This window comes from Enterobacter sp. ECC_219_Taxon_10 (assembly GCF_058354905.1).
The window spans coordinates 230,348-257,239 of the sequence record NZ_CM178005.1; the positions used below are offsets into that span (position 1 = coordinate 230,348).

Annotated in this window: 23 protein-coding genes, 4 tRNA genes and 1 riboswitch; of the genes, 16 read left to right on the plus strand and 11 right to left on the minus strand. The window is 54.8% G+C overall.

Annotated elements, in window-relative coordinates; translation table 11 throughout:
• Nucleotides 1-34 precede the first annotated feature (34 nt).
• Complete coding sequence (gene coaA / locus AC4ICF_RS00985) at nucleotides 35-985, minus strand: type I pantothenate kinase (RefSeq protein WP_316380449.1); 951 nt, start codon at nucleotides 983-985, stop codon at nucleotides 35-37.
• Nucleotides 986-1,302: 317 nt separating this feature from the next.
• Here coaA and AC4ICF_RS00990 point away from each other — a divergent pair.
• The 13 genes from AC4ICF_RS00990 (at nucleotide 1,303) to rpoC (ending at nucleotide 15,368) form a co-directional block, all read left to right on the plus strand.
• Nucleotides 1,303-1,378, plus strand: a tRNA-Thr gene (locus tag AC4ICF_RS00990).
• Between the two features lie 8 nt (nucleotides 1,379-1,386).
• Nucleotides 1,387-1,471, plus strand: a tRNA-Tyr gene (locus AC4ICF_RS00995).
• Nucleotides 1,472-1,588: 117 nt separating this feature from the next.
• Nucleotides 1,589-1,663: transfer RNA gene (locus tag AC4ICF_RS01000), tRNA-Gly, on the plus strand.
• Between the two features lie 6 nt (nucleotides 1,664-1,669).
• Nucleotides 1,670-1,745, plus strand: a tRNA-Thr gene (locus tag AC4ICF_RS01005).
• A 118-nt stretch (nucleotides 1,746-1,863) separates the two neighbouring features.
• Nucleotides 1,864-3,048 carry an elongation factor Tu gene (tuf, locus tag AC4ICF_RS01010; protein ID WP_023309456.1) on the plus strand — a complete coding sequence of 395 codons (1,185 nt, stop codon included), beginning with the start codon at nucleotides 1,864-1,866 and terminating at the stop codon, nucleotides 3,046-3,048.
• A gap of 229 nt (nucleotides 3,049-3,277) precedes the next feature.
• Nucleotides 3,278-3,661, plus strand: coding sequence for a preprotein translocase subunit SecE (secE, locus tag AC4ICF_RS01015; protein ID WP_013094999.1), 384 nt, complete (start codon nucleotides 3,278-3,280; stop codon nucleotides 3,659-3,661).
• A gap of 1 nt (nucleotide 3,662) precedes the next feature.
• Nucleotides 3,663-4,208, plus strand: coding sequence for a transcription termination/antitermination protein NusG (nusG, locus tag AC4ICF_RS01020; protein WP_003862341.1), 546 nt, complete (start codon nucleotides 3,663-3,665; stop codon nucleotides 4,206-4,208).
• Nucleotides 4,209-4,364: 156 nt separating this feature from the next.
• Nucleotides 4,365-4,793: a 50S ribosomal protein L11 gene (gene rplK, locus AC4ICF_RS01025; protein WP_008503452.1), complete on the plus strand. Its 429-nt coding sequence runs from the start codon at nucleotides 4,365-4,367 to the stop codon at nucleotides 4,791-4,793.
• 3 nt (nucleotides 4,794-4,796) lie between these two features.
• Nucleotides 4,797-5,501 carry a 50S ribosomal protein L1 gene (rplA, locus tag AC4ICF_RS01030; RefSeq protein ID WP_006810530.1) on the plus strand — a complete coding sequence of 235 codons (705 nt, stop codon included), beginning with the start codon at nucleotides 4,797-4,799 and terminating at the stop codon, nucleotides 5,499-5,501.
• A 289-nt stretch (nucleotides 5,502-5,790) separates the two neighbouring features.
• Nucleotides 5,791-6,288, plus strand: a complete 498-nt coding sequence (gene rplJ, locus AC4ICF_RS01035; RefSeq protein ID WP_003862338.1) for a 50S ribosomal protein L10 — start codon at nucleotides 5,791-5,793, stop codon at nucleotides 6,286-6,288.
• 66 nt (nucleotides 6,289-6,354) lie between these two features.
• Nucleotides 6,355-6,720 (plus strand): 50S ribosomal protein L7/L12, encoded by a 366-nt coding sequence (gene rplL, locus AC4ICF_RS01040; RefSeq protein WP_002445276.1) that lies wholly within the window; start codon nucleotides 6,355-6,357, stop codon nucleotides 6,718-6,720.
• A gap of 319 nt (nucleotides 6,721-7,039) precedes the next feature.
• Complete coding sequence (rpoB, locus tag AC4ICF_RS01045; RefSeq protein WP_061096566.1) at nucleotides 7,040-11,068, plus strand: DNA-directed RNA polymerase subunit beta; 4,029 nt, start codon at nucleotides 7,040-7,042, stop codon at nucleotides 11,066-11,068.
• A 76-nt stretch (nucleotides 11,069-11,144) separates the two neighbouring features.
• Nucleotides 11,145-15,368, plus strand: a complete 4,224-nt coding sequence (rpoC, locus tag AC4ICF_RS01050; protein ID WP_116344079.1) for a DNA-directed RNA polymerase subunit beta' — start codon at nucleotides 11,145-11,147, stop codon at nucleotides 15,366-15,368.
• Between the two features lie 59 nt (nucleotides 15,369-15,427).
• Here the strand turns inward: rpoC and AC4ICF_RS01055 are convergent, their stop codons facing one another.
• The 10 genes from AC4ICF_RS01055 to AC4ICF_RS01100 form a co-directional block, all read right to left on the minus strand.
• A complete protein-coding gene (locus AC4ICF_RS01055; protein WP_316380450.1) occupies nucleotides 15,428-15,745 on the minus strand; it encodes a PTS lactose/cellobiose transporter subunit IIA in 318 nt (105 codons plus the stop codon).
• Nucleotides 15,745-16,053, minus strand: coding sequence for a PTS sugar transporter subunit IIB (locus AC4ICF_RS01060; RefSeq protein WP_010425948.1), 309 nt, complete (start codon nucleotides 16,051-16,053; stop codon nucleotides 15,745-15,747). The genes AC4ICF_RS01055 and AC4ICF_RS01060 overlap by 1 nt, the downstream gene beginning before the upstream one ends.
• A gap of 180 nt (nucleotides 16,054-16,233) precedes the next feature.
• Nucleotides 16,234-17,775, minus strand: a complete 1,542-nt coding sequence (locus AC4ICF_RS01065) for a sensor domain-containing diguanylate cyclase (RefSeq protein ID WP_163331139.1) — start codon at nucleotides 17,773-17,775, stop codon at nucleotides 16,234-16,236.
• 337 nt (nucleotides 17,776-18,112) lie between these two features.
• Complete coding sequence (gene thiH / locus AC4ICF_RS01070) at nucleotides 18,113-19,240, minus strand: 2-iminoacetate synthase ThiH (protein WP_316380452.1); 1,128 nt, start codon at nucleotides 19,238-19,240, stop codon at nucleotides 18,113-18,115.
• The gene (gene thiG / locus AC4ICF_RS01075) at nucleotides 19,237-20,007 is read right to left on the minus strand and encodes a thiazole synthase (RefSeq protein WP_316380453.1); all 771 of its coding nucleotides are present in this window, start codon (nucleotides 20,005-20,007) and stop codon (nucleotides 19,237-19,239) included. The genes thiH and thiG overlap by 4 nt, the downstream gene beginning before the upstream one ends.
• A gap of 1 nt (nucleotide 20,008) precedes the next feature.
• Nucleotides 20,009-20,209, minus strand: coding sequence for a sulfur carrier protein ThiS (thiS, locus tag AC4ICF_RS01080; protein WP_163331138.1), 201 nt, complete (start codon nucleotides 20,207-20,209; stop codon nucleotides 20,009-20,011).
• Nucleotides 20,193-20,948, minus strand: a complete 756-nt coding sequence (locus AC4ICF_RS01085) for a HesA/MoeB/ThiF family protein (RefSeq protein ID WP_116344073.1) — start codon at nucleotides 20,946-20,948, stop codon at nucleotides 20,193-20,195. Before AC4ICF_RS01085 ends, thiS begins: the two co-directional genes overlap by 17 nt.
• Nucleotides 20,941-21,576, minus strand: coding sequence for a thiamine phosphate synthase (thiE, locus tag AC4ICF_RS01090; protein WP_163331137.1), 636 nt, complete (start codon nucleotides 21,574-21,576; stop codon nucleotides 20,941-20,943). The genes AC4ICF_RS01085 and thiE overlap by 8 nt, the downstream gene beginning before the upstream one ends.
• Entirely contained in the window at nucleotides 21,576-23,471 is a 1,896-nt protein-coding gene (gene thiC, locus AC4ICF_RS01095) for a phosphomethylpyrimidine synthase ThiC (protein WP_316380454.1), read from the minus strand. The genes thiE and thiC overlap by 1 nt, the downstream gene beginning before the upstream one ends.
• A 78-nt stretch (nucleotides 23,472-23,549) precedes the next feature.
• A riboswitch (TPP riboswitch) is annotated at nucleotides 23,550-23,661 on the minus strand.
• Nucleotides 23,662-23,715: 54 nt separating this feature from the next.
• The gene (locus tag AC4ICF_RS01100; RefSeq protein WP_061096558.1) at nucleotides 23,716-24,213 is read right to left on the minus strand and encodes an Rsd/AlgQ family anti-sigma factor; all 498 of its coding nucleotides are present in this window, start codon (nucleotides 24,211-24,213) and stop codon (nucleotides 23,716-23,718) included.
• A gap of 95 nt (nucleotides 24,214-24,308) precedes the next feature.
• Between AC4ICF_RS01100 and nudC the strand changes: the two genes are divergently transcribed.
• From nudC to nfi, 3 genes are read left to right on the plus strand one after another with little or no spacing between them, the layout of a single operon-like run.
• Nucleotides 24,309-25,082: an NAD(+) diphosphatase gene (nudC, locus tag AC4ICF_RS01105; RefSeq protein WP_163331135.1), complete on the plus strand. Its 774-nt coding sequence runs from the start codon at nucleotides 24,309-24,311 to the stop codon at nucleotides 25,080-25,082.
• Nucleotides 25,083-25,120: 38 nt separating this feature from the next.
• Nucleotides 25,121-26,185: a uroporphyrinogen decarboxylase gene (gene hemE / locus AC4ICF_RS01110; RefSeq protein WP_163331134.1), complete on the plus strand. Its 1,065-nt coding sequence runs from the start codon at nucleotides 25,121-25,123 to the stop codon at nucleotides 26,183-26,185.
• 9 nt (nucleotides 26,186-26,194) lie between these two features.
• Nucleotides 26,195-26,866, plus strand: coding sequence for a deoxyribonuclease V (gene nfi / locus AC4ICF_RS01115; protein WP_023331768.1), 672 nt, complete (start codon nucleotides 26,195-26,197; stop codon nucleotides 26,864-26,866).
• Nucleotides 26,867-26,892 lie beyond the last annotated feature (26 nt).

Consider the following 26,892-nt stretch of genomic DNA (forward strand, 5'->3'; position numbering starts at 1 on the left):
CCGGCGTTAAGCCGGTTTTTTTATGTCTGCCTGACTATTTCCGCAGGCGAATCTGGTCGACGGCGTGCTTCTCGCTCTTGGTGAGGATCAGGCTCGCACGCTCGCGCGTCGGCAGGATGTTCTCTTTGAGGTTCACGTAGTTGATCTCATTCCACAGCCCCGTCGCCACATTAATCGCTTCTTCTTCAGAAAGCTGGGCGTAGTGGTGGAAATAGGAGTCCGGGTCGGTGAATGCCCCTTCGCGGAACTTCAGGAAGCGGTTGATATACCAGCTCTGCAGCAGATCTTCCGGCGCATCAACATAGATAGAGAAATCGACGAAATCCGAAACGAACACATGATGCGGGTCATGTGGATAATCCATTCCGCTTTGCAGCACGTTCAAACCTTCAAGAATCAGGATGTCCGGCTGGACTACCGTTTTATCCCCATCCGGGATGCGGTCGTAGATCAGGTGTGAATAGACCGGCGCCGTGACGTGAGGCACGCCAGATTTCAGGTCAGAGACAAATTTCACCAGACGGTGCATATCATAAGAGAGCGGGAAGCCCTTCTTCTTCATCAGCCCGCGTTCTTTTAATACTTCGTTCGGGTGCAGGAAGCCGTCGGTCGTGATCAACTCAACGCTGCGGTGTTCCGGCCAGCGGCTCAATAACGCCTGCAATACGCGTGCGGTGGTGCTTTTACCCACGGCCACGCTGCCTGCAATGCTAATGATATAAGGAATGCGCTGACCGTTCGTGCCGAGGAACTGCTCCAGCACCGCCTGACGGCGCAGGTTGGAGCTGATATAGAAGTTAAGCAAGCGAGAGAGGGGGAGATAAATTTCTGCCACCTCTTCCAGGGACAGATCTTCGTTTATCCCTTTTAACCGTGCGATTTCACCTTCCGTCAGCGTCATAGGGACGGAATCACGCAGGGCAGCCCACTGGCTGCGGTTAAAGTGAAGATAAGGCGTCATTAACGTTTGCTCTTTTTTGCTCATAAGCATGCTTCAGTGAGCCAGCGCTATGCTGCCGGGACGTGGCTCATCACACAGTTAATTTTGGACAATGGGCAGGAGGTTAACACCAGATGGCGGGAATAATAAGAAAAAAGATGGAAAGCGCTGCGTTACGCGGAAGCCGTCACGCTACGGTGTATACCGTGCAAAACACCCTTCCATGTTGATTATTTGACCGTGGATGACTACTTTTACAGCGCTTAGTGCGCTGTTCGCATAAAATGTGAGCGAAAGAACGTTTTATGCAAATTTTTAGTTGCATGACCGCGCAGGTATCCATAGAATGCGCGCTACTTGATGCCGACTTAGCTCAGTAGGTAGAGCAACTGACTTGTAATCAGTAGGTCACCAGTTCGATTCCGGTAGTCGGCACCATCAAGTCCGGTGGGGTTCCCGAGCGGCCAAAGGGAGCAGACTGTAAATCTGCCGTCACAGACTTCGAAGGTTCGAATCCTTCCCCCACCACCACTTTCTGGCAGCGTAAATGCCGCCGGAGCTGGTTGGAAAAATTAGCCAGCTCAAACTGAAAAAGAGAGAAATCTCTTTTTTTGTTACAGAAAGAACTGGGTAGCCGAGTTTCAGGATGCGGGCATCGTATAATGGCTATTACCTCAGCCTTCCAAGCTGATGATGCGGGTTCGATTCCCGCTGCCCGCTCCAATACGTGCTGATATGGCTCAGTTGGTAGAGCGCACCCTTGGTAAGGGTGAGGTCCCCAGTTCGACTCTGGGTATCAGCACCACTTCACTTCTCCTTCCCGTTTCTCTCTGTTTCAATTTTACTGTATTCAACAATTCGGGCATTTCGCCTGGTTGATGTGGTGATATCACCGATTTATCCGTGTCTTAGAGGGACAATCGATGTCTAAAGAAAAGTTTGAACGTACAAAACCGCACGTTAACGTCGGTACTATCGGCCACGTTGACCATGGTAAAACAACGCTGACCGCTGCAATCACTACCGTTCTGGCAAAAACCTACGGTGGTTCTGCTCGTGCATTCGACCAGATCGATAACGCACCAGAAGAAAAAGCTCGTGGTATCACCATCAACACCTCTCACGTTGAATACGACACCCCGACTCGCCACTACGCACACGTAGACTGCCCAGGCCACGCCGACTATGTTAAAAACATGATCACCGGTGCTGCGCAGATGGACGGCGCGATCCTGGTTGTTGCTGCGACTGACGGCCCAATGCCTCAGACCCGTGAGCACATCCTGCTGGGTCGTCAGGTAGGCGTTCCTTTCATCATCGTGTTCCTGAACAAGTGCGACATGGTTGATGACGAAGAGCTGCTGGAACTGGTAGAGATGGAAGTTCGTGAACTGCTGTCTCAGTACGATTTCCCAGGCGACGACACCCCAATCGTTCGTGGTTCCGCGCTGAAAGCGCTGGAAGGCGACGCAGAGTGGGAAGCGAAAATCATCGAACTGGCTGGCTTCCTGGATTCTTACATCCCAGAACCAGAGCGTGCGATTGACAAGCCATTCCTGCTGCCAATCGAAGACGTATTCTCCATCTCCGGTCGTGGTACCGTTGTTACCGGTCGTGTAGAGCGCGGTATCATCAAAGTTGGTGAAGAAGTTGAAATCGTTGGTATCAAAGAGACTGCGAAGTCTACCTGTACTGGCGTTGAAATGTTCCGCAAACTGCTGGACGAAGGCCGTGCTGGTGAGAACGTTGGTGTTCTGCTGCGTGGTATCAAGCGTGAAGAAATCGAACGTGGTCAGGTTCTGGCGAAGCCAGGCTCAATCAAGCCACACACCAAGTTCGAATCTGAAGTGTACATCCTGTCCAAAGACGAAGGCGGCCGTCATACTCCGTTCTTCAAAGGCTACCGTCCACAGTTCTACTTCCGTACAACTGACGTGACCGGTACCATCGAACTGCCAGAAGGCGTAGAGATGGTAATGCCGGGCGACAACATCAAGATGGTTGTGACTCTGATCCACCCAATCGCGATGGACGACGGTCTGCGTTTCGCAATCCGTGAAGGTGGCCGTACCGTTGGCGCGGGCGTGGTTGCTAAAGTTCTCGGCTAATTGCTGATAACATTTGACGCAATGCGCAATAAAAGGGCATCATTTGATGCCCTTTTTGCACGCTTTCACGCCAGAACCTGGCTCATCAGTGATTATTTTTGTCATAATCATTGCTGAGACAGGCTCTGCAGAGAGCGTATAATCCGAAAAGCGAATTAGCATTTCGATTTGGTTTGCCTCGCGATCGCGGGGTGAAAATGTTTGTAGAATACTTCTGACAGGTTGGTTTATGAGTGCGAATACCGAAGCTCAAGGGAGCGGGCGCGGCCTGGAAGCGATGAAATGGGTAGTAGTAGCCGTTCTGCTGATCGTAGCGATTGTCGGCAACTACCTTTATCGTGACATTATGCTGCCGCTACGCGCGCTTGCAGTGGTAATTCTGATTGCTGCAGCGGGTGGTGTCGCGCTGTTGACGACGAAAGGCAAAGCGACTGTCGCTTTTGCCCGCGAAGCGCGTACCGAAGTCCGCAAGGTAATTTGGCCGACTCGCCAGGAAACATTGCACACCACGCTGATCGTAGCGGCGGTTACCGCTGTAATGTCACTGATCCTGTGGGGACTGGATGGTATTCTGGTTCGCCTGGTATCCTTTATCACTGGCCTGAGGTTCTGAGATGTCTGAAGCCCCTAAAAAGCGCTGGTACGTCGTTCAGGCGTTTTCCGGTTTTGAAGGCCGCGTAGCCACGTCGCTGCGTGAGCATATCAAATTACACAACATGGAAGAGTTGTTTGGCGAAGTTATGGTTCCAACCGAAGAAGTGGTTGAGATCCGTGGCGGCCAGCGTCGCAAAAGCGAGCGCAAATTCTTCCCGGGTTACGTGCTGGTTCAGATGGTTATGAACGACGCGAGCTGGCACCTGGTGCGCAGCGTACCGCGCGTGATGGGCTTTATCGGCGGCACGTCTGACCGTCCGGCGCCAATCAGCGACAAAGAAGTTGATGCGATTATGAACCGCCTGCAGCAGGTAGGTGATAAGCCGCGTCCGAAAACGCTGTTTGAACCGGGTGAAATGGTTCGTGTTAATGACGGTCCGTTTGCTGACTTTAATGGCGTGGTTGAAGAAGTGGACTACGAGAAGTCCCGCCTGAAAGTTTCTGTTTCTATCTTCGGTCGTGCGACCCCGGTAGAACTGGACTTTGCCCAGGTAGAAAAAGCCTAAGCAGCGATCAAAAAAGCGACGATTTAATCGTTGCACAAGGCGCGGGATTGGAATACAATTTCGCGCCTTTTGTTTTTATGGGTCTCGGCCCGTAAAACGAATTTTATTCACGGGGAGCCTCCCTGAGGCGCTATTACCCAATCAGAGGATTTTAGAATGGCTAAGAAAGTACAAGCCTACGTCAAGCTGCAGGTTGCAGCTGGTATGGCGAACCCAAGTCCACCAGTTGGTCCAGCTCTGGGTCAGCAGGGTGTGAACATCATGGAATTCTGTAAAGCGTTCAACGCAAAAACTGAATCCCTGGAAAAAGGTCTGCCAATCCCAGTCGTAATCACTGTTTACGCTGACCGTTCTTTCACTTTCGTTACCAAAACCCCTCCAGCAGCAGTTCTGCTGAAGAAAGCGGCTGGTATCAAGTCTGGTTCCGGTAAACCGAACAAAGACAAAGTGGGTAAAATTTCCCGCGCTCAGCTGCAGGAAATCGCGCAGACCAAAGCTGCCGACATGACTGGTGCCGACATTGAAGCGATGACTCGCTCCATCGAAGGTACTGCACGTTCCATGGGCCTGGTAGTGGAGGACTAAGAAATGGCTAAACTGACCAAGCGCATGTCCGTGATCCGTGACAAAGTTGATGCGACCAAACAGTACGACATCAACGAAGCTATCGCTCTACTGAAAGAACTGGCAACTGCTAAGTTCGTTGAAAGCGTTGACGTTGCCGTTAACCTGGGCATCGACGCTCGTAAATCCGATCAGAACGTTCGTGGCGCAACTGTACTGCCACACGGTACTGGCCGTTCCGTTCGCGTAGCTGTATTTGCTCAGGGTGCAAACGCTGAAGCTGCTAAAGCTGCCGGTGCTGAACTGGTAGGTATGGAAGATCTGGCTGATCAGATCAAGAAAGGCGAAATGAACTTTGACGTTGTTATCGCATCTCCAGATGCAATGCGCGTTGTTGGCCAGCTGGGCCAGGTTCTGGGTCCACGCGGCCTGATGCCAAACCCGAAAGTTGGTACTGTAACTCCTAACGTTGCTGAAGCGGTTAAGAACGCTAAAGCGGGTCAGGTTCGTTATCGTAACGACAAAAACGGCATCATCCACACCACCATCGGTAAAGTGGATTTTGACGCTGACAAACTGAAAGAAAACCTGGAAGCTCTGCTGGTTGCGCTGAAAAAAGCAAAACCAACTCAGGCGAAAGGCGTGTACATCAAGAAAGTTAGCATCTCCACCACTATGGGTGCAGGTGTTGCAGTTGACCAGGCTGGCCTGAGCGCTGCTGCAAACTAATGCCTTTACGTGGGCGGTGATTTTGTCTACAATCTTACCCCCACGTTTGCTAACGAAAGTTAGTGGCTAAAAGAATTGTTCGTTGGAGCCTGGCCTATCCAGGCCTCCGTCGAAGACCGCAGGTGTCTCGAAAGAGACTTAATCCCCTGCGTAGACGGTGACAGAACGCTAAGATTATTTTTAATACTCTGGCTTGTTTCTGCTCACCGTATTAAGACGCTCTTCCCGTTGGGAAGAGTGAAGTGAGTTCCGGAACATGAGTTCCGGCAAACATCCAGGAGCAAAGCTAATGGCTTTAAATCTTCAAGACAAACAAGCGATTGTTGCTGAAGTCAGCGAAGTAGCCAAAGGCGCGCTGTCTGCAGTAGTTGCGGATTCCCGTGGCGTTACTGTAGACAAAATGACTGAACTGCGTAAAGCAGGTCGTGAAGCTGGCGTATACATGCGTGTTGTTCGTAACACCCTGCTGCGCCGCGTAGTTGAAGGTACTCAGTTCGAGTGCCTGAAAGACACGTTTGTTGGTCCGACCCTGATTGCATACTCTATGGAACACCCGGGCGCTGCTGCTCGTCTGTTCAAAGAGTTCGCGAAAGCGAATGCAAAATTTGAGGTCAAAGCTGCAGCCTTTGAAGGTGAGTTGATCCCGGCATCGCAAATCGATCGCCTGGCAACCCTGCCGACCTACGAAGAAGCAATTGCACGCCTGATGGCAACCATGAAAGAAGCTGCGGCTGGCAAACTGGTTCGCACTCTGGCTGCTGTACGCGATGCGAAAGAAGCTGCTTAATTGCAGTTATCTTTATAAAGCATTTGCTTACGTATAAACTTATTCTGATTTTCAGGAACAATTTAAATGTCTATCACTAAAGATCAAATCATTGAAGCAGTAGCAGCTATGTCCGTAATGGACGTTGTAGAGCTGGTTTCTGCAATGGAAGAAAAATTCGGTGTTTCTGCTGCTGCTGCTGTAGCTGTAGCTGCTGGCCCGGCTGAAGCTGCTGAAGAAAAAACTGAATTCGACGTAATTCTGAAAGCTGCTGGCGCGAACAAAGTTGCTGTTATCAAAGCAGTACGTGGCGCAACTGGCCTGGGTCTGAAAGAAGCTAAAGACCTGGTAGAATCTGCTCCAGCTGCGCTGAAAGAAGGCGTGAGCAAAGACGACGCAGAAGCACTGAAAAAATCTCTGGAAGAAGCTGGCGCTGAAGTTGAAGTTAAATAAGCCAACTTTTCTGGTTGCAGCCTAAGCAATTAGGCTGATGGCTGGTGACTTTTTAGTCACCAGCCTTTTTGCGCTGTAAGGCATCAGTAGCATTTCACACTGTTTGACTGCTGATTGTCCTGACAATGCTTGTTTCTATCGACGACTTAATATACTGCGACAGGGTGCTCGCTCTGTGTAAATCGCAATGAAATGGTTTAAGCGTGATAGCAACAGGTATTGCGGAAAGTATTCAATTTTCCGGTCCACAAAATGGTGTTGCACAAACTGTCCCTTCGTCGGACAGATGGGTCGACTTGTCAGCGAGCTGAGGAACCCTATGGTTTACTCCTATACCGAGAAAAAACGTATTCGTAAGGATTTTGGTAAACGTCCACAAGTTCTGGACATTCCATATCTCCTTTCTATCCAGCTTGACTCGTTCCAGAAGTTTATCGAGCAAGATCCTGAAGGGCAGTACGGTCTGGAAGCAGCCTTCCGTTCCGTGTTCCCGATTCAGAGCTACAGCGGTAACTCCGAGCTGCAGTACGTCAGCTACCGCCTTGGCGAACCGGTGTTTGACGTTCAGGAATGTCAGATCCGTGGCGTGACCTATTCCGCACCGCTGCGCGTAAAACTGCGTCTGGTGATCTACGAGCGCGAAGCGCCGGAAGGCACCGTAAAAGACATTAAAGAACAAGAAGTCTACATGGGTGAGATTCCACTCATGACAGACAACGGTACTTTCGTCATCAACGGTACTGAGCGTGTTATCGTTTCCCAGCTGCATCGTAGCCCGGGCGTCTTCTTCGACAGCGATAAAGGTAAAACACACTCTTCCGGTAAAGTACTGTATAACGCACGCATCATTCCTTACCGTGGTTCATGGCTGGACTTCGAGTTCGATCCAAAAGACAACCTGTTTGTCCGTATCGACCGTCGTCGTAAACTGCCTGCAACCATCATTCTGCGTGCACTGAACTATACCACTGAGCAGATCCTGGACCTGTTCTTTGAGAAAGTGATCTTTGAAATCCGCGACAACAAGCTGCAGATGGAGCTGGTGCCGGAACGTCTGCGTGGTGAGACCGCGTCGTTCGACATCGAAGCCGACGGCAAAGTGTATGTGGAAAAAGGTCGCCGTATCACCGCGCGCCACATCCGCCAGCTGGAAAAAGATGATATCAAACACATCGAAGTTCCGGTTGAATACATTGCAGGAAAAGTAGCCGCGAAAGATTACGTTGATGAATCAACTGGCGAGCTGATCTGCCCGGCTAACATGGAGCTGAGCCTGGATCTGCTGGCTAAGCTGAGCCAGTCTGGCCACAAACGTATCGAAACGCTGTTCACCAACGATCTGGACCACGGTCCGTACATCTCTGAGACTGTACGCGTCGACCCAACGACCGATCGTCTGAGCGCGCTGGTCGAAATCTACCGCATGATGCGTCCTGGTGAGCCACCAACTCGCGAAGCGGCTGAAAGCCTGTTCGAGAACCTGTTCTTCTCCGAAGACCGCTACGATCTGTCCGCGGTAGGTCGTATGAAGTTCAACCGTTCTCTGCTGCGCGATGAAATCGAAGGTTCCGGTATCCTGAGCAAAGACGACATCATCGAAGTGATGAAGAAGCTCATCGATATCCGTAACGGTAAAGGCGAAGTGGACGATATCGACCACCTCGGCAACCGTCGTATCCGCTCCGTAGGCGAAATGGCGGAAAACCAGTTCCGCGTTGGCCTGGTACGTGTAGAGCGTGCGGTGAAAGAGCGTCTGTCTCTGGGTGATCTGGATACCCTGATGCCTCAGGATATGATCAACGCCAAGCCGATTTCTGCAGCAGTGAAAGAGTTCTTCGGTTCCAGCCAGCTGTCTCAGTTCATGGACCAGAACAACCCGCTGTCTGAGATTACGCACAAACGTCGTATCTCCGCACTCGGCCCGGGCGGTCTGACCCGTGAACGTGCAGGCTTCGAAGTTCGAGACGTACACCCGACGCACTACGGTCGCGTATGTCCAATCGAAACGCCTGAAGGTCCAAACATCGGTCTGATCAACTCCCTGTCCGTTTACGCACAGACGAACGAATACGGTTTCCTCGAGACCCCGTACCGTAAAGTGACTGACGGTGTTGTTACCGACGAAATTCACTACCTGTCTGCTATCGAAGAAGGCAACTACGTTATCGCTCAGGCGAACTCCAACCTGGATGACGAAGGCCACTTTGTAGAAGATTTGGTTACCTGCCGTAGCAAAGGCGAATCCAGCTTGTTCAGCCGCGACCAGGTTGACTACATGGACGTTTCCACCCAGCAGGTGGTATCCGTCGGTGCGTCCCTGATCCCGTTCCTGGAACACGATGACGCCAACCGTGCATTGATGGGTGCGAACATGCAACGTCAGGCCGTTCCAACTCTGCGTGCTGATAAGCCGCTGGTTGGTACCGGTATGGAACGTGCTGTTGCCGTTGACTCCGGTGTTACTGCAGTTGCTAAGCGTGGCGGTACCGTTCAGTACGTCGACGCATCCCGTATCGTTATCAAAGTTAACGAAGACGAGATGTATCCGGGCGAAGCGGGTATCGACATCTACAACCTGACCAAATACACCCGTTCTAACCAGAACACCTGTATCAACCAGATGCCTTGCGTATCTCTGGGTGAGCCAGTTGAGCGCGGCGACGTGCTGGCAGACGGTCCGTCCACCGACCTCGGTGAACTGGCGCTCGGTCAGAACATGCGCGTAGCGTTCATGCCGTGGAACGGTTACAACTTCGAAGACTCCATCCTCGTCTCCGAGCGTGTGGTTCAGGAAGATCGTTTCACCACCATCCACATTCAGGAACTGGCCTGTGTGTCCCGTGACACCAAGCTGGGGCCAGAAGAGATCACTGCCGACATCCCTAACGTGGGTGAAGCTGCGCTCTCCAAACTGGATGAATCCGGTATTGTTTACATCGGTGCGGAAGTGACCGGCGGCGACATTCTGGTTGGTAAGGTTACGCCGAAAGGTGAAACCCAGCTGACGCCAGAAGAGAAACTGCTGCGTGCAATCTTCGGTGAGAAAGCGTCTGACGTTAAAGACTCTTCTCTGCGCGTACCAAACGGTGTTTCCGGTACGGTTATCGACGTTCAGGTCTTCACTCGTGATGGCGTTGAGAAAGATAAGCGTGCGCTGGAAATCGAAGAGATGCAGCTCAAGCAGGCTAAGAAAGACCTGTCTGAAGAACTGCAGATCCTCGAAGCGGGTCTGTTCAGCCGTATTTATGCGGTGCTGGTTGCCGGTGGTGTTGAAGCTGAGAAGCTCGACAAACTGCCACGCGATCGCTGGCTGGAACTGGGCCTGACCGACGAAGAGAAACAAAATCAGCTGGAACAGCTGGCTGAGCAGTATGACGAACTGAAACACGAGTTCGAGAAAAAACTCGAAGCGAAACGCCGCAAAATCACTCAGGGCGACGATCTGGCACCAGGCGTGCTGAAGATTGTTAAGGTGTATCTGGCCGTTAAACGTCAGATCCAGCCTGGTGATAAGATGGCAGGTCGTCACGGTAACAAGGGTGTTATCTCTAAGATCAACCCGATCGAAGATATGCCGCACGATGCTAACGGTACGCCGGTAGATATCGTACTGAACCCACTGGGCGTACCGTCTCGTATGAACATCGGTCAGATTCTGGAAACCCACCTGGGTATGGCTGCGAAAGGTATTGGCGACAAGATCAACGCCATGCTGAAACAGCAGCAGGAAGTCGCGAAACTGCGCGAATTCATCCAGCGTGCCTACGATCTGGGTACCGATGTGCGTCAGAAAGTCGACCTGAACACCTTCAGCGATGAAGAAGTGCTGCGTCTGGCAGAGAACCTGCGCAAAGGTATGCCAATTGCAACGCCGGTATTCGACGGTGCAAAAGAAGCTGAAATTAAAGAGCTGCTGCAACTGGGTGGTCTGCCAACGTCTGGTCAGATTACGCTGTTTGACGGCCGTACCGGTGAACAGTTTGAGCGTCCAGTAACCGTTGGTTACATGTACATGCTGAAACTGAACCACCTGGTCGACGACAAGATGCACGCTCGTTCTACCGGTTCTTACAGCCTGGTTACTCAGCAGCCGCTGGGTGGTAAGGCACAGTTCGGTGGTCAGCGCTTCGGGGAGATGGAAGTGTGGGCGCTGGAAGCATATGGCGCGGCATACACCCTGCAGGAAATGCTCACCGTTAAGTCTGATGACGTGAACGGTCGTACCAAGATGTATAAAAACATCGTGGACGGCAACCATCAGATGGAGCCGGGCATGCCAGAATCCTTCAACGTACTGTTGAAAGAGATTCGTTCGCTGGGTATCAACATCGAACTGGAAGACGAGTAATTCTCGCTCAAACAGGTCACTGCTGTCGGGTTAACGCCCGACAGCAGAGTGTGCTAACTCCGACGGGAGCAAATCCGTGAAAGACTTATTAAAGTTTCTGAAAGCGCAAACTAAAACCGAAGAGTTTGATGCGATCAAAATTGCTCTGGCTTCGCCAGACATGATCCGTTCATGGTCTTTCGGTGAAGTTAAAAAGCCGGAAACCATCAACTACCGTACGTTCAAACCTGAGCGTGACGGCCTTTTCTGTGCACGTATTTTCGGGCCAGTAAAAGATTACGAGTGCCTGTGCGGTAAGTACAAGCGCCTGAAACACCGTGGTGTGATCTGTGAGAAGTGCGGCGTTGAAGTGACCCAGACCAAAGTACGCCGTGAGCGTATGGGCCACATCGAGCTGGCGTCTCCGACTGCTCACATCTGGTTCCTGAAATCTCTGCCGTCCCGTATCGGCCTGCTGCTGGATATGCCGCTGCGCGATATCGAACGTGTACTGTACTTCGAATCTTATGTGGTTATCGAAGGCGGGATGACGAACCTGGAACGTCACCAGATCCTGACTGAAGAGCAGTATCTGGACGCGCTGGAAGAGTTCGGTGACGAATTCGACGCGAAGATGGGTGCGGAAGCTATTCAGGCCCTGCTGAAGAGCATGGATCTGGAGCAAGAGTGCGAGCAGCTGCGTGAAGAGCTGAACGAAACCAACTCCGAAACCAAGCGTAAAAAGCTGACCAAGCGTATCAAACTGCTGGAAGCGTTCGTTCAGTCTGGTAACAAACCAGAGTGGATGATCCTGACCGTTCTGCCGGTTCTGCCGCCAGATCTGCGTCCGCTGGTTCCGCTGGATGGTGGTCGTTTCGCAACGTCCGATCTGAACGATCTGTATCGTCGCGTGATCAACCGTAACAACCGTCTGAAACGTCTGCTGGATCTGGCTGCGCCGGATATCATCGTACGCAACGAAAAACGTATGCTGCAGGAAGCGGTAGATGCCCTGCTGGATAACGGTCGTCGTGGTCGTGCGATCACCGGTTCTAACAAACGTCCTCTGAAATCTTTGGCCGACATGATCAAAGGTAAACAGGGTCGTTTCCGTCAGAACCTGCTCGGTAAGCGTGTTGACTACTCCGGTCGTTCTGTAATCACCGTAGGTCCATACCTGCGTCTGCATCAGTGCGGTCTGCCGAAGAAAATGGCACTGGAGCTGTTCAAACCGTTCATCTACGGCAAGCTGGAGCTGCGAGGACTCGCCACCACCATCAAAGCCGCTAAGAAAATGGTTGAGCGTGAAGAAGCTGTCGTTTGGGATATCCTGGACGAAGTGATCCGCGAACACCCGGTACTGCTGAACCGTGCACCAACACTGCACCGTCTGGGTATCCAGGCATTTGAGCCAGTTCTGATCGAAGGTAAAGCTATCCAGCTGCACCCGCTGGTCTGTGCGGCTTATAACGCCGACTTCGATGGTGACCAGATGGCTGTTCACGTACCGCTGACGCTGGAAGCCCAGCTCGAAGCGCGTGCGCTGATGATGTCTACCAACAACATCCTGTCTCCAGCGAACGGTGAGCCAATCATCGTTCCTTCTCAGGACGTTGTATTGGGTCTGTACTACATGACCCGTGACTGTGTTAACGCCAAAGGCGAAGGCATGGTGCTGACTGGCCCGAAAGAAGCTGAGCGTATTTATCGCGCTGGCCTGGCCTCTCTGCATGCGCGCGTTAAAGTGCGTATCACCGAATACGAAAAAGATGCAAACGGCGAATTCGTTGCGAAAACCAGCCTGAAAGACACGACCGTTGGCCGTGCCATTCTGTGGATGATCGTACCGAAAGGTCTGCCTTTCTCCATCGTCAACCAGGCGCTGGGTAAGAAAGCGATCTCCAAAATGCTGAACACCTGTTACCGCATTCTGGGTCTGAAGCCGACCGTTATCTTCGCTGACCAGACAATGTATACCGGCTTTGCTTATGCAGCGCGTTCAGGTGCATCTGTTGGTATCGATGACATGGTCATCCCAGAGAAGAAACACGAGATCATCTCTGAAGCGGAAGCTGAAGTTGCGGAAATCCAGGAGCAGTTCCAGTCTGGTCTGGTCACCGCGGGCGAACGTTACAACAAAGTTATCGATATCTGGGCTGCGGCGAACGATCGTGTATCCAAAGCGATGATGGATAACCTGCAAACCGAAACCGTGATTAACCGTGACGGCGTAGAAGAGCAGCAGGTTTCCTTCAACAGCATCTACATGATGGCCGACTCCGGTGCGCGTGGTTCCGCAGCACAGATTCGTCAGCTGGCAGGTATGCGTGGTCTGATGGCGAAGCCGGATGGCTCCATCATCGAAACGCCAATCACCGCGAACTTCCGTGAAGGTCTGAACGTACTCCAGTACTTCATCTCCACGCACGGTGCGCGTAAAGGTCTGGCGGATACCGCACTGAAAACAGCGAACTCCGGTTATCTGACGCGTCGTCTGGTTGACGTTGCGCAGGATCTGGTTGTGACCGAAGACGATTGTGGCACCCTCGAAGGTATCACCATGACCCCGGTTATCGAGGGTGGTGATGTTAAAGAGCCGCTGCGCGATCGCGTACTGGGTCGTGTAACCGCGGAAGACATCCTGAAGCCGGGCACCGCAGACATTCTGGTTCCACGCAACACGCTGCTGCACGAACAGTGGTGTGACCTGCTGGAAGCGAACTCTGTTGACTCCGTGAAAGTGCGTTCCGTTGTATCCTGTGACACCGACTTTGGTGTATGTGCGCACTGCTACGGTCGTGACCTGGCGCGTGGCCACATCATCAACAAAGGTGAAGCCATCGGCGTTATCGCGGCACAGTCCATCGGTGAGCCGGGTACACAGCTGACGATGCGTACGTTCCACATCGGTGGTGCGGCATCTCGTGCGGCTGCTGAATCCAGCATCCAGGTGAAAAACAAAGGTAGCATCAAGCTCAGCAACGCGAAATCGGTTGTGAACTCCAGCGGTAAACTGGTTATCACTTCTCGTAACACCGAGCTGAAGCTGATCGACGAATTCGGTCGTACCAAAGAGAGCTATAAAGTGCCTTACGGTGCTGTTATGGCGAAAGGTGATGGCGAGCAGGTTGCCGGCGGTGAAACCGTTGCAAACTGGGATCCACACACCATGCCGGTTATCACCGAAGTAAGTGGTTTCATCCGCTTTACTGACATGATCGACGGCCAGACCATTACTCGTCAGACCGACGAGCTGACCGGTCTGTCTTCTCTGGTGGTTCTGGATTCTGCAGAACGTACTACCGGTGGTAAAGATCTGCGTCCTGCGCTGAAAATCGTTGATGCTCAGGGTAACGACGTTCTGATCCCGGGTACCGATATGCCTGCGCAGTACTTCCTGCCGGGTAAAGCGATTGTACAGCTGGAAGATGGCGTACAGATCAGCTCTGGTGACACCCTGGCGCGTATTCCTCAGGAATCCGGCGGTACCAAGGACATCACCGGTGGTCTGCCACGCGTTGCGGACCTGTTCGAAGCACGTCGTCCGAAAGAGCCTGCAATCCTGGCTGAAATCAGCGGCATCATCTCCTTCGGTAAAGAGACCAAAGGCAAGCGCCGTCTGGTTATCACGCCAGTAGATGGCAGCGAGCCGTACGAAGAGATGATTCCTAAGTGGCGTCAGCTCAACGTGTTCGAAGGCGAACGTGTAGAACGTGGTGACGTGGTTTCCGACGGTCCAGAAGCGCCGCACGACATCCTGCGTCTTCGTGGTGTGCATGCTGTTACTCGTTACATTGTTAACGAAGTACAGGACGTATACCGCCTGCAGGGCGTTAAGATTAACGATAAGCACATCGAAGTTATCGTTCGTCAGATGCTGCGTAAAGCAACCATCGAAAACGCGGGCAGCTCCGACTTCCTGGAAGGCGAGCAGGTTGAATACTCACGCGTTAAGATCGCTAACCGCGATCTCGAAGCGAATGGCAAAATCGGTGCGACCTTCGCACGCGATCTGCTGGGTATCACCAAAGCGTCTCTGGCAACCGAGTCCTTCATCTCTGCAGCATCGTTCCAGGAGACGACTCGTGTCCTGACCGAAGCCGCTGTTGCAGGTAAACGTGATGAACTGCGCGGTCTGAAAGAGAACGTCATCGTGGGTCGTCTGATCCCGGCCGGTACCGGTTATGCGTACCACCAGGATCGTATGCGTCGTCGCGCAGCGGGCGAACTGCCAGCTGCACCGCAGGTTACTGCTGAAGATGCCTCCGCGAGCCTTGCAGAACTGCTGAACGCAGGTCTGGGCGGTTCCGACAACGAGTAATCGTTGATGCCGTAAATAAAAAACCCGCCTCGGCGGGTTTTTTTTATATCTGCATGTCTTCAATTCACTAGCGGGATGCGTCGATAAAGCTCAATCATATCGCCCGCCAGATCCTGAATAACCATCGCGTTCATCAGGTGGTCCTGAGAATGAACGGTGATCAGGTTAACCGGCAGTTTCCCGGTCCCTTCGTCAAGGCCGATAAGCTGCGTTTGGATCATATGCGCGTGCTTCACATATTCGCGCGACTCTTCCATCGCTTTCTCAGCTTCGTCAAACTCACCTTTACGCGCCATCTGCAGGGCCATCAGGGCCGCGCTGCGTGCCGCACCTGCATTGACCAGCAGTTCCATGATCGTGGTTTCTAAGTCGTCCATTATGACTCCAGCAGCTTGAGTGCTTTTTCCAGTACGGCATCGCCTTTCATCATGCCGTAATCCATCATGTCGATCACCGCGACCTTTTTGCCCAGCGGGTCGGCCTGCGCCTGCAGTTTAGCCTGCTCGTATTTAACCTGTGGCCCCAGCAATACGATGTCGGCCGTCGCGATGTTGTCTTTAAACTCCGCAACCGGAACGGCTTTAATGGTGACTTCAACCCCTTTTTTCTGCGCGGCGTCTTTCATACGTTGAACCAGCATGCTGGTTGACATTCCCGCTGCACAGCATAAAACGATGTTCTTCATAATCAGCCTCGATCTACATGTGTTTATTGATAATTATCTCGCACAGAGGGCTTCAACAACCGCTTTACCACGATTGTGTGTCAGGCATCACAAAGAAACCGGCGAATTTCTGAAACCGGTTACAATTTGTATGACCGTCAACCTCACCCGTGGGGAACGGGCGGGCTGTGAGGTGGGGGATTAGCTGATGGCTGTTCGGATAATGCGGTTTTTACCCTGCCGTTTCGCGCTGTAGAGGGCGCTATCAACGCTTTCGACAAATTGTTCCAGCGGTTCGAAGTGCCATTCACCGAGACCCGCACTGAACGTGACGTGCAGGTTTTCTTCCCGCCAGGCGCGCCTTTCAACGGCGGTGCGCCATGCATCAAGCAATGAGAATGCGGCAGCGATCTGCTCGGCCTGGAAGATCACCGCGAACTCTTCGCCACCGTAGCGGTAGACCGAGACGTTATGGGGCTGCATTATCTGGATCCCCTCACGCGCCACGTTACGCAGGACGATATCACCGCTCAGATGTCCCCACGTGTCGTTAATTGACTTGAAGTTATCAATATCAACCAGCGCCATCGCGAAAGGCTGGTGGGCGCTTAATAATTCCTCTACATCGCTATCGAACGCACGGCGGTTTTTGCAGCCCGTCAGCGCATCGTGAGTGGCCTGGCGGACATATGCCATCTCACGCTCTTTATTGGACTGGATGGTGTGGCTCAGCATCGCTTCCAGACGCGGTGCCTGGCTGACATCGCCCGTTTTGATCGCGTTGATAATGGTCATCAGCACGGTACGTGAGGCATGGCGCAGATAGAGGCCGAAGAGAATGATAATGATGGCCGCCAGCGCGAAACCCCAGCCTACGATCGTCGTTTCGTGGCGGGTAATATCGGTAAGCGTTGCGCCAGAGACCCGGTAGATAACAAACCAGTCCGGATTTGTGAAAGAGTAGTAGTAATACCAGGCGTTGGTTTTCTTGTCGTAGAGATGGCCTTCGCCGCTGGTCATTTTGTCCATCAGCGCTTCGCTCACATACTGTTTGAAGAGCGCGCCAGTATCAGGGTGCAGCACAACGGCGCCATCACGTTCGACGACGAAGAATTCCCCCTGAACAGGGGCGACCATCTGGCGCAGGGTGTAGCCCATTGACGTCAAATCAAGATGAAACGCGAGCGTGCCCTTAAGGCGGCCTTCTGGTGAAATTAACGGCTTATAGACGGTTACCGTCGGGTGGCCGGTGAAGTAATCCATATAGGGGCGGGTATAGTGGCTAAAGATACTGGCTTCAGCCTGGGCGACAAACCACGGCCGCGTCCGGGGATCGAAAGTTTTGCTCTTTTCCGTGGGGAGCACTTCCGGCGCGCGCAGATAATGTCCCTGCGTGTCTGCCAGCGAGATGGATGATACGGTCGGCATCAGATTCTGCAAATGCATCATCATCTGCAGACCTTGCGTCGGGTTAAGGTTGAGGGTCTCGTTTAGCTTGTCGTCGCGCGCAAAGTAGATGGCGGAGCGTCCCAGAATATAGTCATTTTCACGCAGGATAGACTCGGTGTAGTTCACCGCAAGGTTATGGGTGAAATTCCCATTAATCTTATGATAGTCCTCAAGAAAATCCTTTTGTTGCGAAAGCGTGACCACGACTGCGATCAGCGCAAAACTGCACAGGATCCCCGCGAAGCTAAGCATGATTGGCCGGGTAAAAGAGAGCTTTTTGCTGTGAAGTGCCATGAGTTGTACATCGATCCTGATGGTGAATACTTTTCGTCTGCCGATATCCTCTCAGCATAGTCGCTGTCCTGCGGTTAGCGGTGAATTATACGGAACCCAATTTCAGACGAGATGATTTATCTTAAGAATCACTAAGAAATACCTTATTCATGCCATGTCGCCCATCTTATACACGGAGTCTGAGGCAGGGCGAAACGAGGAAGAAGCTTTTCGCCCTGGTCAGCGTCCGTTGCTGACCTGATGACAATAAAAAACCGGACGATCGCTGACAATCATCCGGTTTTGCCTTTCCGTAGCGCCTCGACAATTTTTTACCGTGTTGCAGTGCGTTTCATCGTCATTGCGAGGCTCTTCCCAGCCAGCTGTCCCAGTCTTTCCAGACAGGCTGCAGACCCTGTGTCGTCAGGGCGGCGGCAACGGCTTCTGGACGCCGTCCGTCATGCGGTGCAAACTGCTCCAGCTCCGGATGGTCGTCTGCATAACCGCCCGGCTGCGTTTTGGAAAACGCGCTGACGTTGTTAATCGCAAGGGGAATGACGCGATCGCGAAACGCCGGGGACTCACGTGTTGAGAGCGATAATTCTACTTCCGGGGCGAGCAGGCGAAACGCGCAGATGGTCTGCACCAGCTGGCGTTCATCCATCAGCGAAGCCGGTTCAATGCCTCCTGCGCAGGGGCGCAGGCGCGGGAAGGAGATGGAGTATCGGGTTTGCCAGTAGTGTTGCTGCAGCCACAGCAGATGTTCTGCCACCATGTAGCAATCAACCCGCCAGCTGTCTGAAAGCCCAATTAGCGCACCCAGCCCGATTTTGTCGATCCCGGCACGGCCCAGCCTGTCCGGCGTTTCCAGCCGGAAGAAGAAATCCTGCTTCTTCCCCTTCAGGTGATGCCGGGCGTACGTCGTCTCGTGGTAAGTTTCCTGATAGACCATGACCCCATCCAGCCCGAGCGTTTTTAACTCTGCATACTCGTCCTGCGACAGGGGCTGAACCTCCATCTGCAACGACGCAAACTCCCGACGTATCGCCGGAAGATGCTGACGGAAGTAGTCCATTCCCACTTTCCCCTGATGCTCGCCCGTAACCAGCAGAAGATGCTCAAACCCCATTTCACGAATGGCGGCACACTCGCGTGCGATCTCCTCTTCATCGAGCGTTTTCCGCTTGATGCGGTTGCTCATGGAGAAACCACAGTAGGTACAGTCGTTGGCGCACAGGTTCGAGAGATAGAGCGGGACGTAGAAGCTTACCGTGTTGCCAAACCGTTGCCGGGTGAGGCGCTGAGCGCGCTGTGCCATCGGTTCAAGGTAGGCGCTGGCTGCCGGAGAGAGCAGGGCCATCAGATCCTCACGGGTCAAATGACGGGCATTCAGCGCGCGTTCCACGTCAGCCGCCGTTTTGCTGTTGATGCGCAGGGCAATGTCGTCCCAGTTAAGCTCGCGCCAGCGCTCGGTAAACGTGCTCATGAGATCGCCTCCAGAAAACCGGTCAGCGGGCTGGTAGCCTGTGCCTGGAAACTGCGTGAGCCGGGACCTGATTCTCTGGCCAGCACGCCAGCCTCCACGGCAAGACGGAACGCGCGCGCCATCATCACCGGATCGTCAGCTACCGCAATCGCGGTATTCACCAGCACCGCGTCGGCACCCATCTCCAGCGCCTGCGCGGCGTGGCTGGGAACGCCGATGCCCGCATCCACCACCACCGGCACGGTCGCCTGCTCGATGATGATCTCCAGCATTGCGCGGGTTTCCAGCCCCTGATTGGAGCCAATGGGGGCGCCCAGGGGCATGACGGCGGCGCAGCCGACCTCTTCCAGACGCTTACACAACACGGGATCCGCGCCGCAGTAAGGCAGAACGGTAAACCCCTGCTGCACCAGCTTTTCTGCCGCTTTCAGCGTCTCGATCGGGTCGGGCAGCAGCCAGCGGGCATCCGGGTGAATTTCCAGCTTCAGCCAGCGGGTGCCGAGCGCTTCCCGCGCCAGCTGTGCGGCGAAAATCGCCTCTTCGGCCGTTTTGGCGCCGGAGGTGTTAGGCAGCAGCGTGACGCCGGCTTCAAGCAACGGTGCAAGAATGGCATCGCTGTGATGACGCAGATCCACGCGCTTAAGCGCCAGCGTCACCAGCTGGCTGCCGCTTTCGCGAATGGCATCCACCATCAGCTGTGGCGAGGCGAATTTTCCGGTTCCGGTAAACAGATGCGAATCAAAGACTTTATCGGCAATACGTAACATGTCAGCCCCCTGCGATAACCTGAAACAGCAGGATCTGGTCGCCTTCATTGACCTGCTGATGTTCCCACTGCTCGCGCGGCAGGATCTGTTGATTGAGCGCCAGCGCCGTTCCCGGCTTAAGCTGGCGTAATTTATCGAGCAGTACGGCAACGGTAAGCCCGTCGTCGCAGCTCATCGGCTCATCGTTAAACAGAATGCGCATCGCGGCCTCCGCATACCGGGCAGCGGCTGGCGCGGTGTAGCGCCAGATGGCGCCAGCCGCTGGAGCGGGCGTCGAACAGGCGCAGCGTGTTGCGCTCCGTCTCCATGCCGCTGAGCAGCTTGATGGCCTCCAGCGCCTGCAGCGTGCCCATCACGCCCACCACCGGACCAAGCACACCCGCCGTGCGGCAGTTGCGCGCTGGCTCGGCATCGTCCGGCCACAGGCAACGGTAGCAGCCCTGCGCCCACGGCGGCGTCAGGACCATCATCTGCCCGCCGAACCCCACCGCGCTGGCGGTGATCAGCGGCGTATTCTCTGCCACGCAGGCGGCGTTGATGGCCTGACGCGTCGCCATATTATCGGTGCAGTCCAGCACCGCGTCGGCAAGGGCGACTTCACGCTGCAAATGTTCACCGCTCAGCCGCGTCTGAAGTGCAATCAGTTCGATATCGGGGTTGAGCTGATTCAGCCTCTGGCGCGTAACTTGCGCTTTAGGCTGGTTGACATCGTCTGTCGTGAAGAGGATTTGCCGCTGCAGGTTGCTGAGGTGCACTTCGTCGTCATCGGCCAGCACCAGCGTGCCCACGCCCGCACCGGCCAGATAGAGCGCGGCGGGCGCGCCTAATCCTCCCAGGCCAACAATCAGCACCCGGCTGGCGAGCAGCTTTTGCTGCCCGTCGATGGCGATATCTTCCAGCAGGATCTGACGGCTGTAGCGCATAAAATCGCGGTCATTCATTGCCAGCTCCTGCCAGCTGTAAAAGCTGTTCGGTGGCGGACCGCCAGTCTGCGGCCTGGGTGATGGCGCTGACGACGGCGATACTGCCGACGCCGGTCTCCAGCACTGCCGGGGCGCGTTCAAGGCTGATTCCGCCAATGGCGACGGTCGGGTAATCGGCAAGGCGCTTAACGTGACTCGCCAGCTGCGTCAGCCCCTGCGGCGCCGAGGGCATCTGCTTGGTTTGCGTCGGGAAGACGTGACCCAGCGCGATGTAAGAGGGGCGGGCCGTCAGCGCCACGTCGATCTCCATGTCATCGTGTGTTGAAACGCCAAGGCGCAGGCCAGCCTGGCGGATGGCGTTCAAATCGGTGGTTTCCAGGTCCTCCTGACCCAAATGGACACCATACGCCTGGTGCTTAATCGCCAGTCGCCAGTAATCGTTGATAAACAGACGCGCGTCGTAACGGCGTCCCAGCGTGATGGCGGCGACCACATCGGCCTCTACCTCTTCATCGCGCTTATCCTTGATGCGCAGCTGGAGGGTGCGAACGCCGGCCTCAAGCAGGCGTTCGATCCACTCCACGCTGTCCACCACCGGATAGAGCCCTAAACGGAAGGGCACGGAGGGGAAATCAGGCTGGTACATTACGCCTCCTCTTTTTTGAGGTAGATTTCGCCGCCTTTCGTGCGGAAGTTTTCTGACATGTCCGCCATGCCGACTTCAATGGTCTGCGCGGCGGCGTAGTCGCGCACCTCCTGGCTAATTTTCATCGAGCAGAACTTCGGCCCGCACATGGAGCAGAAGTGCGCCACCTTACCCGATTCCTGCGGCAGGGTTTCATCGTGGTAGGCGCGGGCGGTGAAGGGATCGAGCGCCAGGTTAAACTGGTCTTCCCAGCGGAATTCAAAGCGCGCTTTGGACATGGCGTTGTCGCGGATTTGCGCACCCGGGTGGCCTTTCGCCAGATCCGCCGCGTGGGCGGCAATCTTGTAGGTAATCAGCCCCTGCTTCACGTCCTCTTTGTTAGGCAGGCCGAGGTGCTCTTTCGGCGTCACGTAGCAGAGCATGGCGCAGCCGAACCAGCCGATCATTGCCGCCCCAATGCCTGACGTGAAGTGGTCATAGCCCGGCGCAATATCGGTCGTCAATGGCCCCAGGGTGTAGAACGGCGCTTCGTGGCAGTGTTCCAGCTCCTCGGTCATGTTGCGGCGGATCATCTGCATCGGCACGTGGCCCGGGCCTTCAATCATTACCTGCACGTCATACTCCCAGGCGATTTTGGTCAGTTCGCCCAGCGTGTGCAGCTCGGCAAACTGCGCTTCGTCGTTGGCGTCGCGAATTGAGCCCGGACGCAGGCCGTCGCCCAGCGACAGCGAGACGTCATAGGCGGCGCAGATTTCGCAGATCTCGCGGAAGTGCTCGTAGAGGAAGTTTTCCTGATGATGGGACAGGCACCACTTCGCCATAATGGAACCGCCGCGCGAGACGATGCCGGTCAGACGCTTCGCCGTCATCGGCACATAGCGCAGCAGCACGCCTGCGTGAATGGTGAAGTAGTCCACACCCTGTTCCGCCTGCTCCAGCAGCGTGTCGCGGAACGCTTCCCAGGTGAGGTTTTCGGCGATACCGTTGACCTTCTCCAGCGCCTGATAAATCGGGACGGTACCGATCGGCACCGGGCTGTTACGCAGGATCCATTCGCGGGTTTCGTGGATGTAGCGGCCAGTAGAAAGATCCATTACCGTATCCGCGCCCCAGCGCGTTGACCAGACCAGCTTTTCCACCTCTTCTTCGATGGATGACGTCACCGCCGAGTTGCCGATGTTGGCATTGACCTTCACCAGGAAATTGCGGCCAATAATCATCGGCTCGGATTCCGGATGGTTAATGTTGGCGGGGATAATGGCGCGGCCGGCGGCCACTTCGTCACGCACAAACTCCGGGGTGATGTTTTCCGGCAGGCGAGCGCCAAAGCCTTCGCCCGGATGCTGGTGGCGTAGCACTTCGCTGCGGATGCGCTCGCGACCCATGTTTTCACGGATGGCGATGAACTCCATCTCCGGCGTGACGATCCCTTGGCGCGCGTAGTGCAACTGGGTCACGCATTTGCCCGCTCTGGCGCGTTTTGGCGTCAGCAGGCCGGTAAAGCGCAGCTCGTCCAGACCGTCGTCGGCCAGACGTTCTTTGGTATACGCAGAGCTGCGCACGCTCAGCTCTTCGCAGTCGTTACGCGCGTCAATCCACGGCTGGCGTAGCTTTGCCAGGCCCTGTTGGACGTTGATGGCAACATCAGGATCGCCGTACGGGCCTGAGGTGTCATACACCGGCACGGCTTCGTTGTCTTCGTACTGCGGGTTCTCTTTGCTGCCGCCAATAAGCGTCGGGCTAAGCTGGATTTCACGCATCGGCACGCGGATATCGGCCTGCGAGCCGGTGATGTAGATACGTTTCGAGTTTGGGAAGGCGGTCCCTTCCAGGGTATCGATGAAGCGTTGGGCGTGTTCGCGCTGTTCGCGACGGGTCAATTTAGCGATAGACATAGCTCATTCCAAAAGTGAAGGACATGGCTTGTCAGACGACGGATGAAGCAAGAGAAGATCGCCCAGGGGCGATTCAACAGCAGTGTAACTCTTGTTCCCTTCGCAGGTATTAGCCTGATCAGGTTCCGCGGATCCCGAATTAACGGTCTCAGCCCGCGCGTTCAGGCGCTGGGCACTCCGACAAGAAAAATCCCCCTCCGTAGAGGGGCGAATGGTTGTAAATTACTCGTTAACGATTAAGAACTCAAGCCGGGCGCACGACGTTATCTTCGTGGCTGACGTCCAGGCCGTTATCCAGGGCGAGGGCGATCAGCTTATCTTCCAGCGTGAATCGCTCTTCCAGCGCTTCGCCAAGGTCGGAAAGCGCCTGCTGGAACTCAAGATAATTATCGTGATCGATGGCATTCTCGAGCGTGGAATCGTAGTAATCCATAATCTGCTGGGTATTGGCTTCCAGTAGTGGACAAAGTTTGCTGGCCGCTAAACAGGGATTTGTGCCTTCCATTTCGCGGATAATACGTTCATAAATGTTGAAATGGCCGTCGGAAAGGTAGTCGACCAGGCTCTGACAAAAATCATCCAGCGCTTTTTCGTTCAGCCGCATAAAGGATTCTTTGCCAGGCTTAAGACCGACCAGATTGTAATACGCCACGAGGAGATGCTTGCGTACATGTAGCCAGCGATCCACCAGTGTGTTACTTCCTCCAACGCGCTCCGTCAGGCTTTCTAGCTGGTTTAACATGGTCGACTCCGCAAAGTTTAGAATGGGATCTACTTATCCAAAATGTAACCACAATGCTAACAACATGTCAGTGAAGCGAAGGTAGTGCAATAGATATGGATCGTATTATTGAAAAATCAGATCTGGGTTGGTGGATCGTCAGTCACGAACAGAAGTTGTGGCTGCCCGGTGGAGAAATACCCTACGGTGCGGCAGAAACGTTCGATCTCGTGGGCCTGCCTGCGCTCAGGATCGGCGAGTGGCAGGGTGAGCCCGTATGGTTGATCCAACAAGCGCGTCGTCAGGATATGGGATCCGTTCGCCAGGTGCTTGATCTGGATGCGGGACTGTTCCAGCTCGCGGGGCGGGGCGTGCAACTGGCGGAGTTTTATCGCTCGCACAAATACTGCGGCTATTGCGGGCATACCATGCACCCAAGCAAAACCGAGTGGGCGCTGCTCTGCGGCCACTGCCGTGAACGTTATTATCCGCAGATCGCGCCGTGCATCATCGTCGCCATCCGGCGCGACGATTCCATCCTGCTGGCGCAGCATACCCGCCATCGCAACGGCATTCATACCGTCCTCGCCGGGTTCGTCGAGGTGGGCGAAACGCTGGAGCAGGCGGTAGCGCGCGAGGTGATGGAAGAGAGCGGAATCAAGGTGAAAAACCTGCGCTACGTCACCTCGCAGCCGTGGCCGTTCCCGATGTCGCTGATGACGGCGTTTATGGCTGAATATGATAGCGGCGAGATCGTTATCGACCAGAAAGAGCTGCTGGAGGCAAACTGGTATCGTTATGACGATCTGCCTCTTTTACCCCCACCGGGTACGGTGGCGCGTCGGCTGATAGAAGATACCGTGGCGATGTGTCGGGCCGAGTATGAGTAGTGTTACACTGAGGCCATGACGCTTAAGGAACTGCAAAAATGACCGAACTGAAGAACGATCGTTATCTGCGTGCGCTGCTGCGCCAGCCCGTTGATGTCACCCCGGTGTGGATGATGCGCCAGGCGGGACGCTATCTGCCAGAGTACAAAGCCACGCGCGCGCAGGCGGGTGATTTTATGTCGCTGTGCAAAAATGCCGAGCTGGCCTGTGAAGTAACGCTCCAGCCGCTGCGCCGCTTCCCGCTGGATGCCGCCATTCTCTTTTCGGACATTCTCACCATTCCGGACGCCATGGGCCTTGGGCTCTATTTTGAAACCGGCGAAGGCCCGCGCTTCACCTCCCCAATCAAAAGCAAAGCCGACGTGGATAAGCTGCCGATCCCCGATCCGGAAGGCGAGCTGGGCTACGTGATGAACGCCGTACGCACCATTCGCCGTGAGCTGAAAGGTGAAGTGCCGCTGATTGGCTTCTCCGGCAGCCCGTGGACGCTGGCGACCTATATGGTTGAAGGGGGCAGCAGCAAAGCCTTCACCATGATTAAAAAGATGATGTACGCCGAGCCGCTGGCCCTGCATGCGCTGCTCGACAAGCTGGCGAAGAGTGTCACCCTCTATCTGAACGCGCAGATTAAAGCGGGCGCGCAGTCGGTGATGATTTTCGATACCTGGGGCGGCGTGCTGACCGGGCGCGATTATCAGCAGTTCTCCCTGTACTACATGCACAAAATCGTCGACGGCCTGCTGCGTGAAAACGAAGGCCGCCGCGTGCCGGTGACGCTGTTCACCAAAGGTGGCGGCCAGTGGCTGGAAGCGATGGCGGCAACCGGCTGCGACGCGCTGGGCCTCGACTGGACCACCGATATCGCCGAAGCGCGCCGTCGCGTGGGCGATAAAGTGGCGCTGCAGGGCAATATGGATCCGTCCATGCTCTATGCGCCGCCAGCCCGCATTGAAGAAGAAGTGTCGACTATACTGTCTGGTTTCGGCCAGGGTGAAGGCCACGTGTTTAACCTCGGCCACGGCATCCATCAGGATGTGCCGCCAGAACACGCAGGCGTATTTGTGGAGGCGGTGCATCGGCTTTCAGCCCAGTATCACAAGTAAGGAGAGGTTATGGATCTCGCGTCGCTACGCGCTCAGCAAATCGAACTGGCTTCATCGGTGATCCGCGAGGATCGTCTGGATAAGGATCCTCCGCAGTACATTGGCGGAGCGGACGTCGGGTTCGAGCAGGGTGGGGAAGTGACGCGAGCGGCGATGGTCGTACTGAAATACCCTTCTCTTGAGCTGGTGGAGTACAAGGTGGCGCGCATCGCGACCACCATGCCGTACATTCCGGGTTTCCTCTCCTTTCGCGAATATCCCGCGCTGCTGGCAGCGTGGGAACAGCTCTCGCAAAAACCTGACCTGCTGTTTGTCGATGGACACGGTATTTCCCACCCGCGCCGCTTAGGCGTTGCCAGCCACTTTGGGCTGCTGGTGGACGTGCCGACCATTGGCGTAGCAAAAAAACGCCTGTGTGGCGCGTTTGAGCCGCTCTCTCCAGAGCCTGGCGCGCTGGCGCCGCTCATCCATAAAGGCGAGCAGCTGGCGTGGGTCTGGCGCAGCAAGGCGCGCTGTAACCCGCTGTTCATCGCCACCGGGCACCGGGTCAGTATGGACAGCGCCCTGGCGTGGGTTCAGCGCTGCATGAAGGGCTACCGTTTACCTGAGCCGACGCGCTGGGCGGACGCCGTTGCCTCCTCGCGTCCGGCTTTTGTTCGTTGGCAGGAAATTCAGCCGTGATTCAGGTAAACTGCGGCTAATTTTCG

What these genes read in the sequence shown, in the direction of transcription:
- AC4ICF_RS01055 (WP_316380450.1), bottom strand. Translation starts at nt 15,745, where the DNA reads ATGGACGACTTAGAAACCACGATCATGGAACTGCTGGTCAATGCAGGT.
- nudC (WP_163331135.1), top strand. Translation starts at nt 24,309, where the DNA reads ATGGATCGTATTATTGAAAAATCAGATCTGGGTTGGTGGATCGTCAGT.
- AC4ICF_RS01100 (WP_061096558.1), bottom strand. Translation starts at nt 24,213, where the DNA reads ATGTTAAACCAGCTAGAAAGCCTGACGGAGCGCGTTGGAGGAAGTAAC.
- AC4ICF_RS01085 (WP_116344073.1), bottom strand. Translation starts at nt 20,948, where the DNA reads ATGAATGACCGCGATTTTATGCGCTACAGCCGTCAGATCCTGCTGGAA.
- tuf (WP_023309456.1), top strand. Translation starts at nt 1,864, where the DNA reads ATGTCTAAAGAAAAGTTTGAACGTACAAAACCGCACGTTAACGTCGGT.
- rplK (WP_008503452.1), top strand. Translation starts at nt 4,365, where the DNA reads ATGGCTAAGAAAGTACAAGCCTACGTCAAGCTGCAGGTTGCAGCTGGT.
- nusG (WP_003862341.1), top strand. Translation starts at nt 3,663, where the DNA reads ATGTCTGAAGCCCCTAAAAAGCGCTGGTACGTCGTTCAGGCGTTTTCC.
- thiE (WP_163331137.1), bottom strand. Translation starts at nt 21,576, where the DNA reads ATGTACCAGCCTGATTTCCCCTCCGTGCCCTTCCGTTTAGGGCTCTAT.
- nfi (WP_023331768.1), top strand. Translation starts at nt 26,195, where the DNA reads ATGGATCTCGCGTCGCTACGCGCTCAGCAAATCGAACTGGCTTCATCG.
- thiS (WP_163331138.1), bottom strand. Translation starts at nt 20,209, where the DNA reads ATGCGCATTCTGTTTAACGATGAGCCGATGAGCTGCGACGACGGGCTT.
- thiH (WP_316380452.1), bottom strand. Translation starts at nt 19,240, where the DNA reads ATGAGCACGTTTACCGAGCGCTGGCGCGAGCTTAACTGGGACGACATT.
- rplL (WP_002445276.1), top strand. Translation starts at nt 6,355, where the DNA reads ATGTCTATCACTAAAGATCAAATCATTGAAGCAGTAGCAGCTATGTCC.
- rplJ (WP_003862338.1), top strand. Translation starts at nt 5,791, where the DNA reads ATGGCTTTAAATCTTCAAGACAAACAAGCGATTGTTGCTGAAGTCAGC.
- AC4ICF_RS01065 (WP_163331139.1), bottom strand. Translation starts at nt 17,775, where the DNA reads ATGGCACTTCACAGCAAAAAGCTCTCTTTTACCCGGCCAATCATGCTT.
- secE (WP_013094999.1), top strand. Translation starts at nt 3,278, where the DNA reads ATGAGTGCGAATACCGAAGCTCAAGGGAGCGGGCGCGGCCTGGAAGCG.
- rplA (WP_006810530.1), top strand. Translation starts at nt 4,797, where the DNA reads ATGGCTAAACTGACCAAGCGCATGTCCGTGATCCGTGACAAAGTTGAT.
- hemE (WP_163331134.1), top strand. Translation starts at nt 25,121, where the DNA reads ATGACCGAACTGAAGAACGATCGTTATCTGCGTGCGCTGCTGCGCCAG.
- coaA (WP_316380449.1), bottom strand. Translation starts at nt 985, where the DNA reads ATGAGCAAAAAAGAGCAAACGTTAATGACGCCTTATCTTCACTTTAAC.
- thiC (WP_316380454.1), bottom strand. Translation starts at nt 23,471, where the DNA reads ATGTCTATCGCTAAATTGACCCGTCGCGAACAGCGCGAACACGCCCAA.
- AC4ICF_RS01060 (WP_010425948.1), bottom strand. Translation starts at nt 16,053, where the DNA reads ATGAAGAACATCGTTTTATGCTGTGCAGCGGGAATGTCAACCAGCATG.
- thiG (WP_316380453.1), bottom strand. Translation starts at nt 20,007, where the DNA reads ATGTTACGTATTGCCGATAAAGTCTTTGATTCGCATCTGTTTACCGGA.
- rpoB (WP_061096566.1), top strand. Translation starts at nt 7,040, where the DNA reads ATGGTTTACTCCTATACCGAGAAAAAACGTATTCGTAAGGATTTTGGT.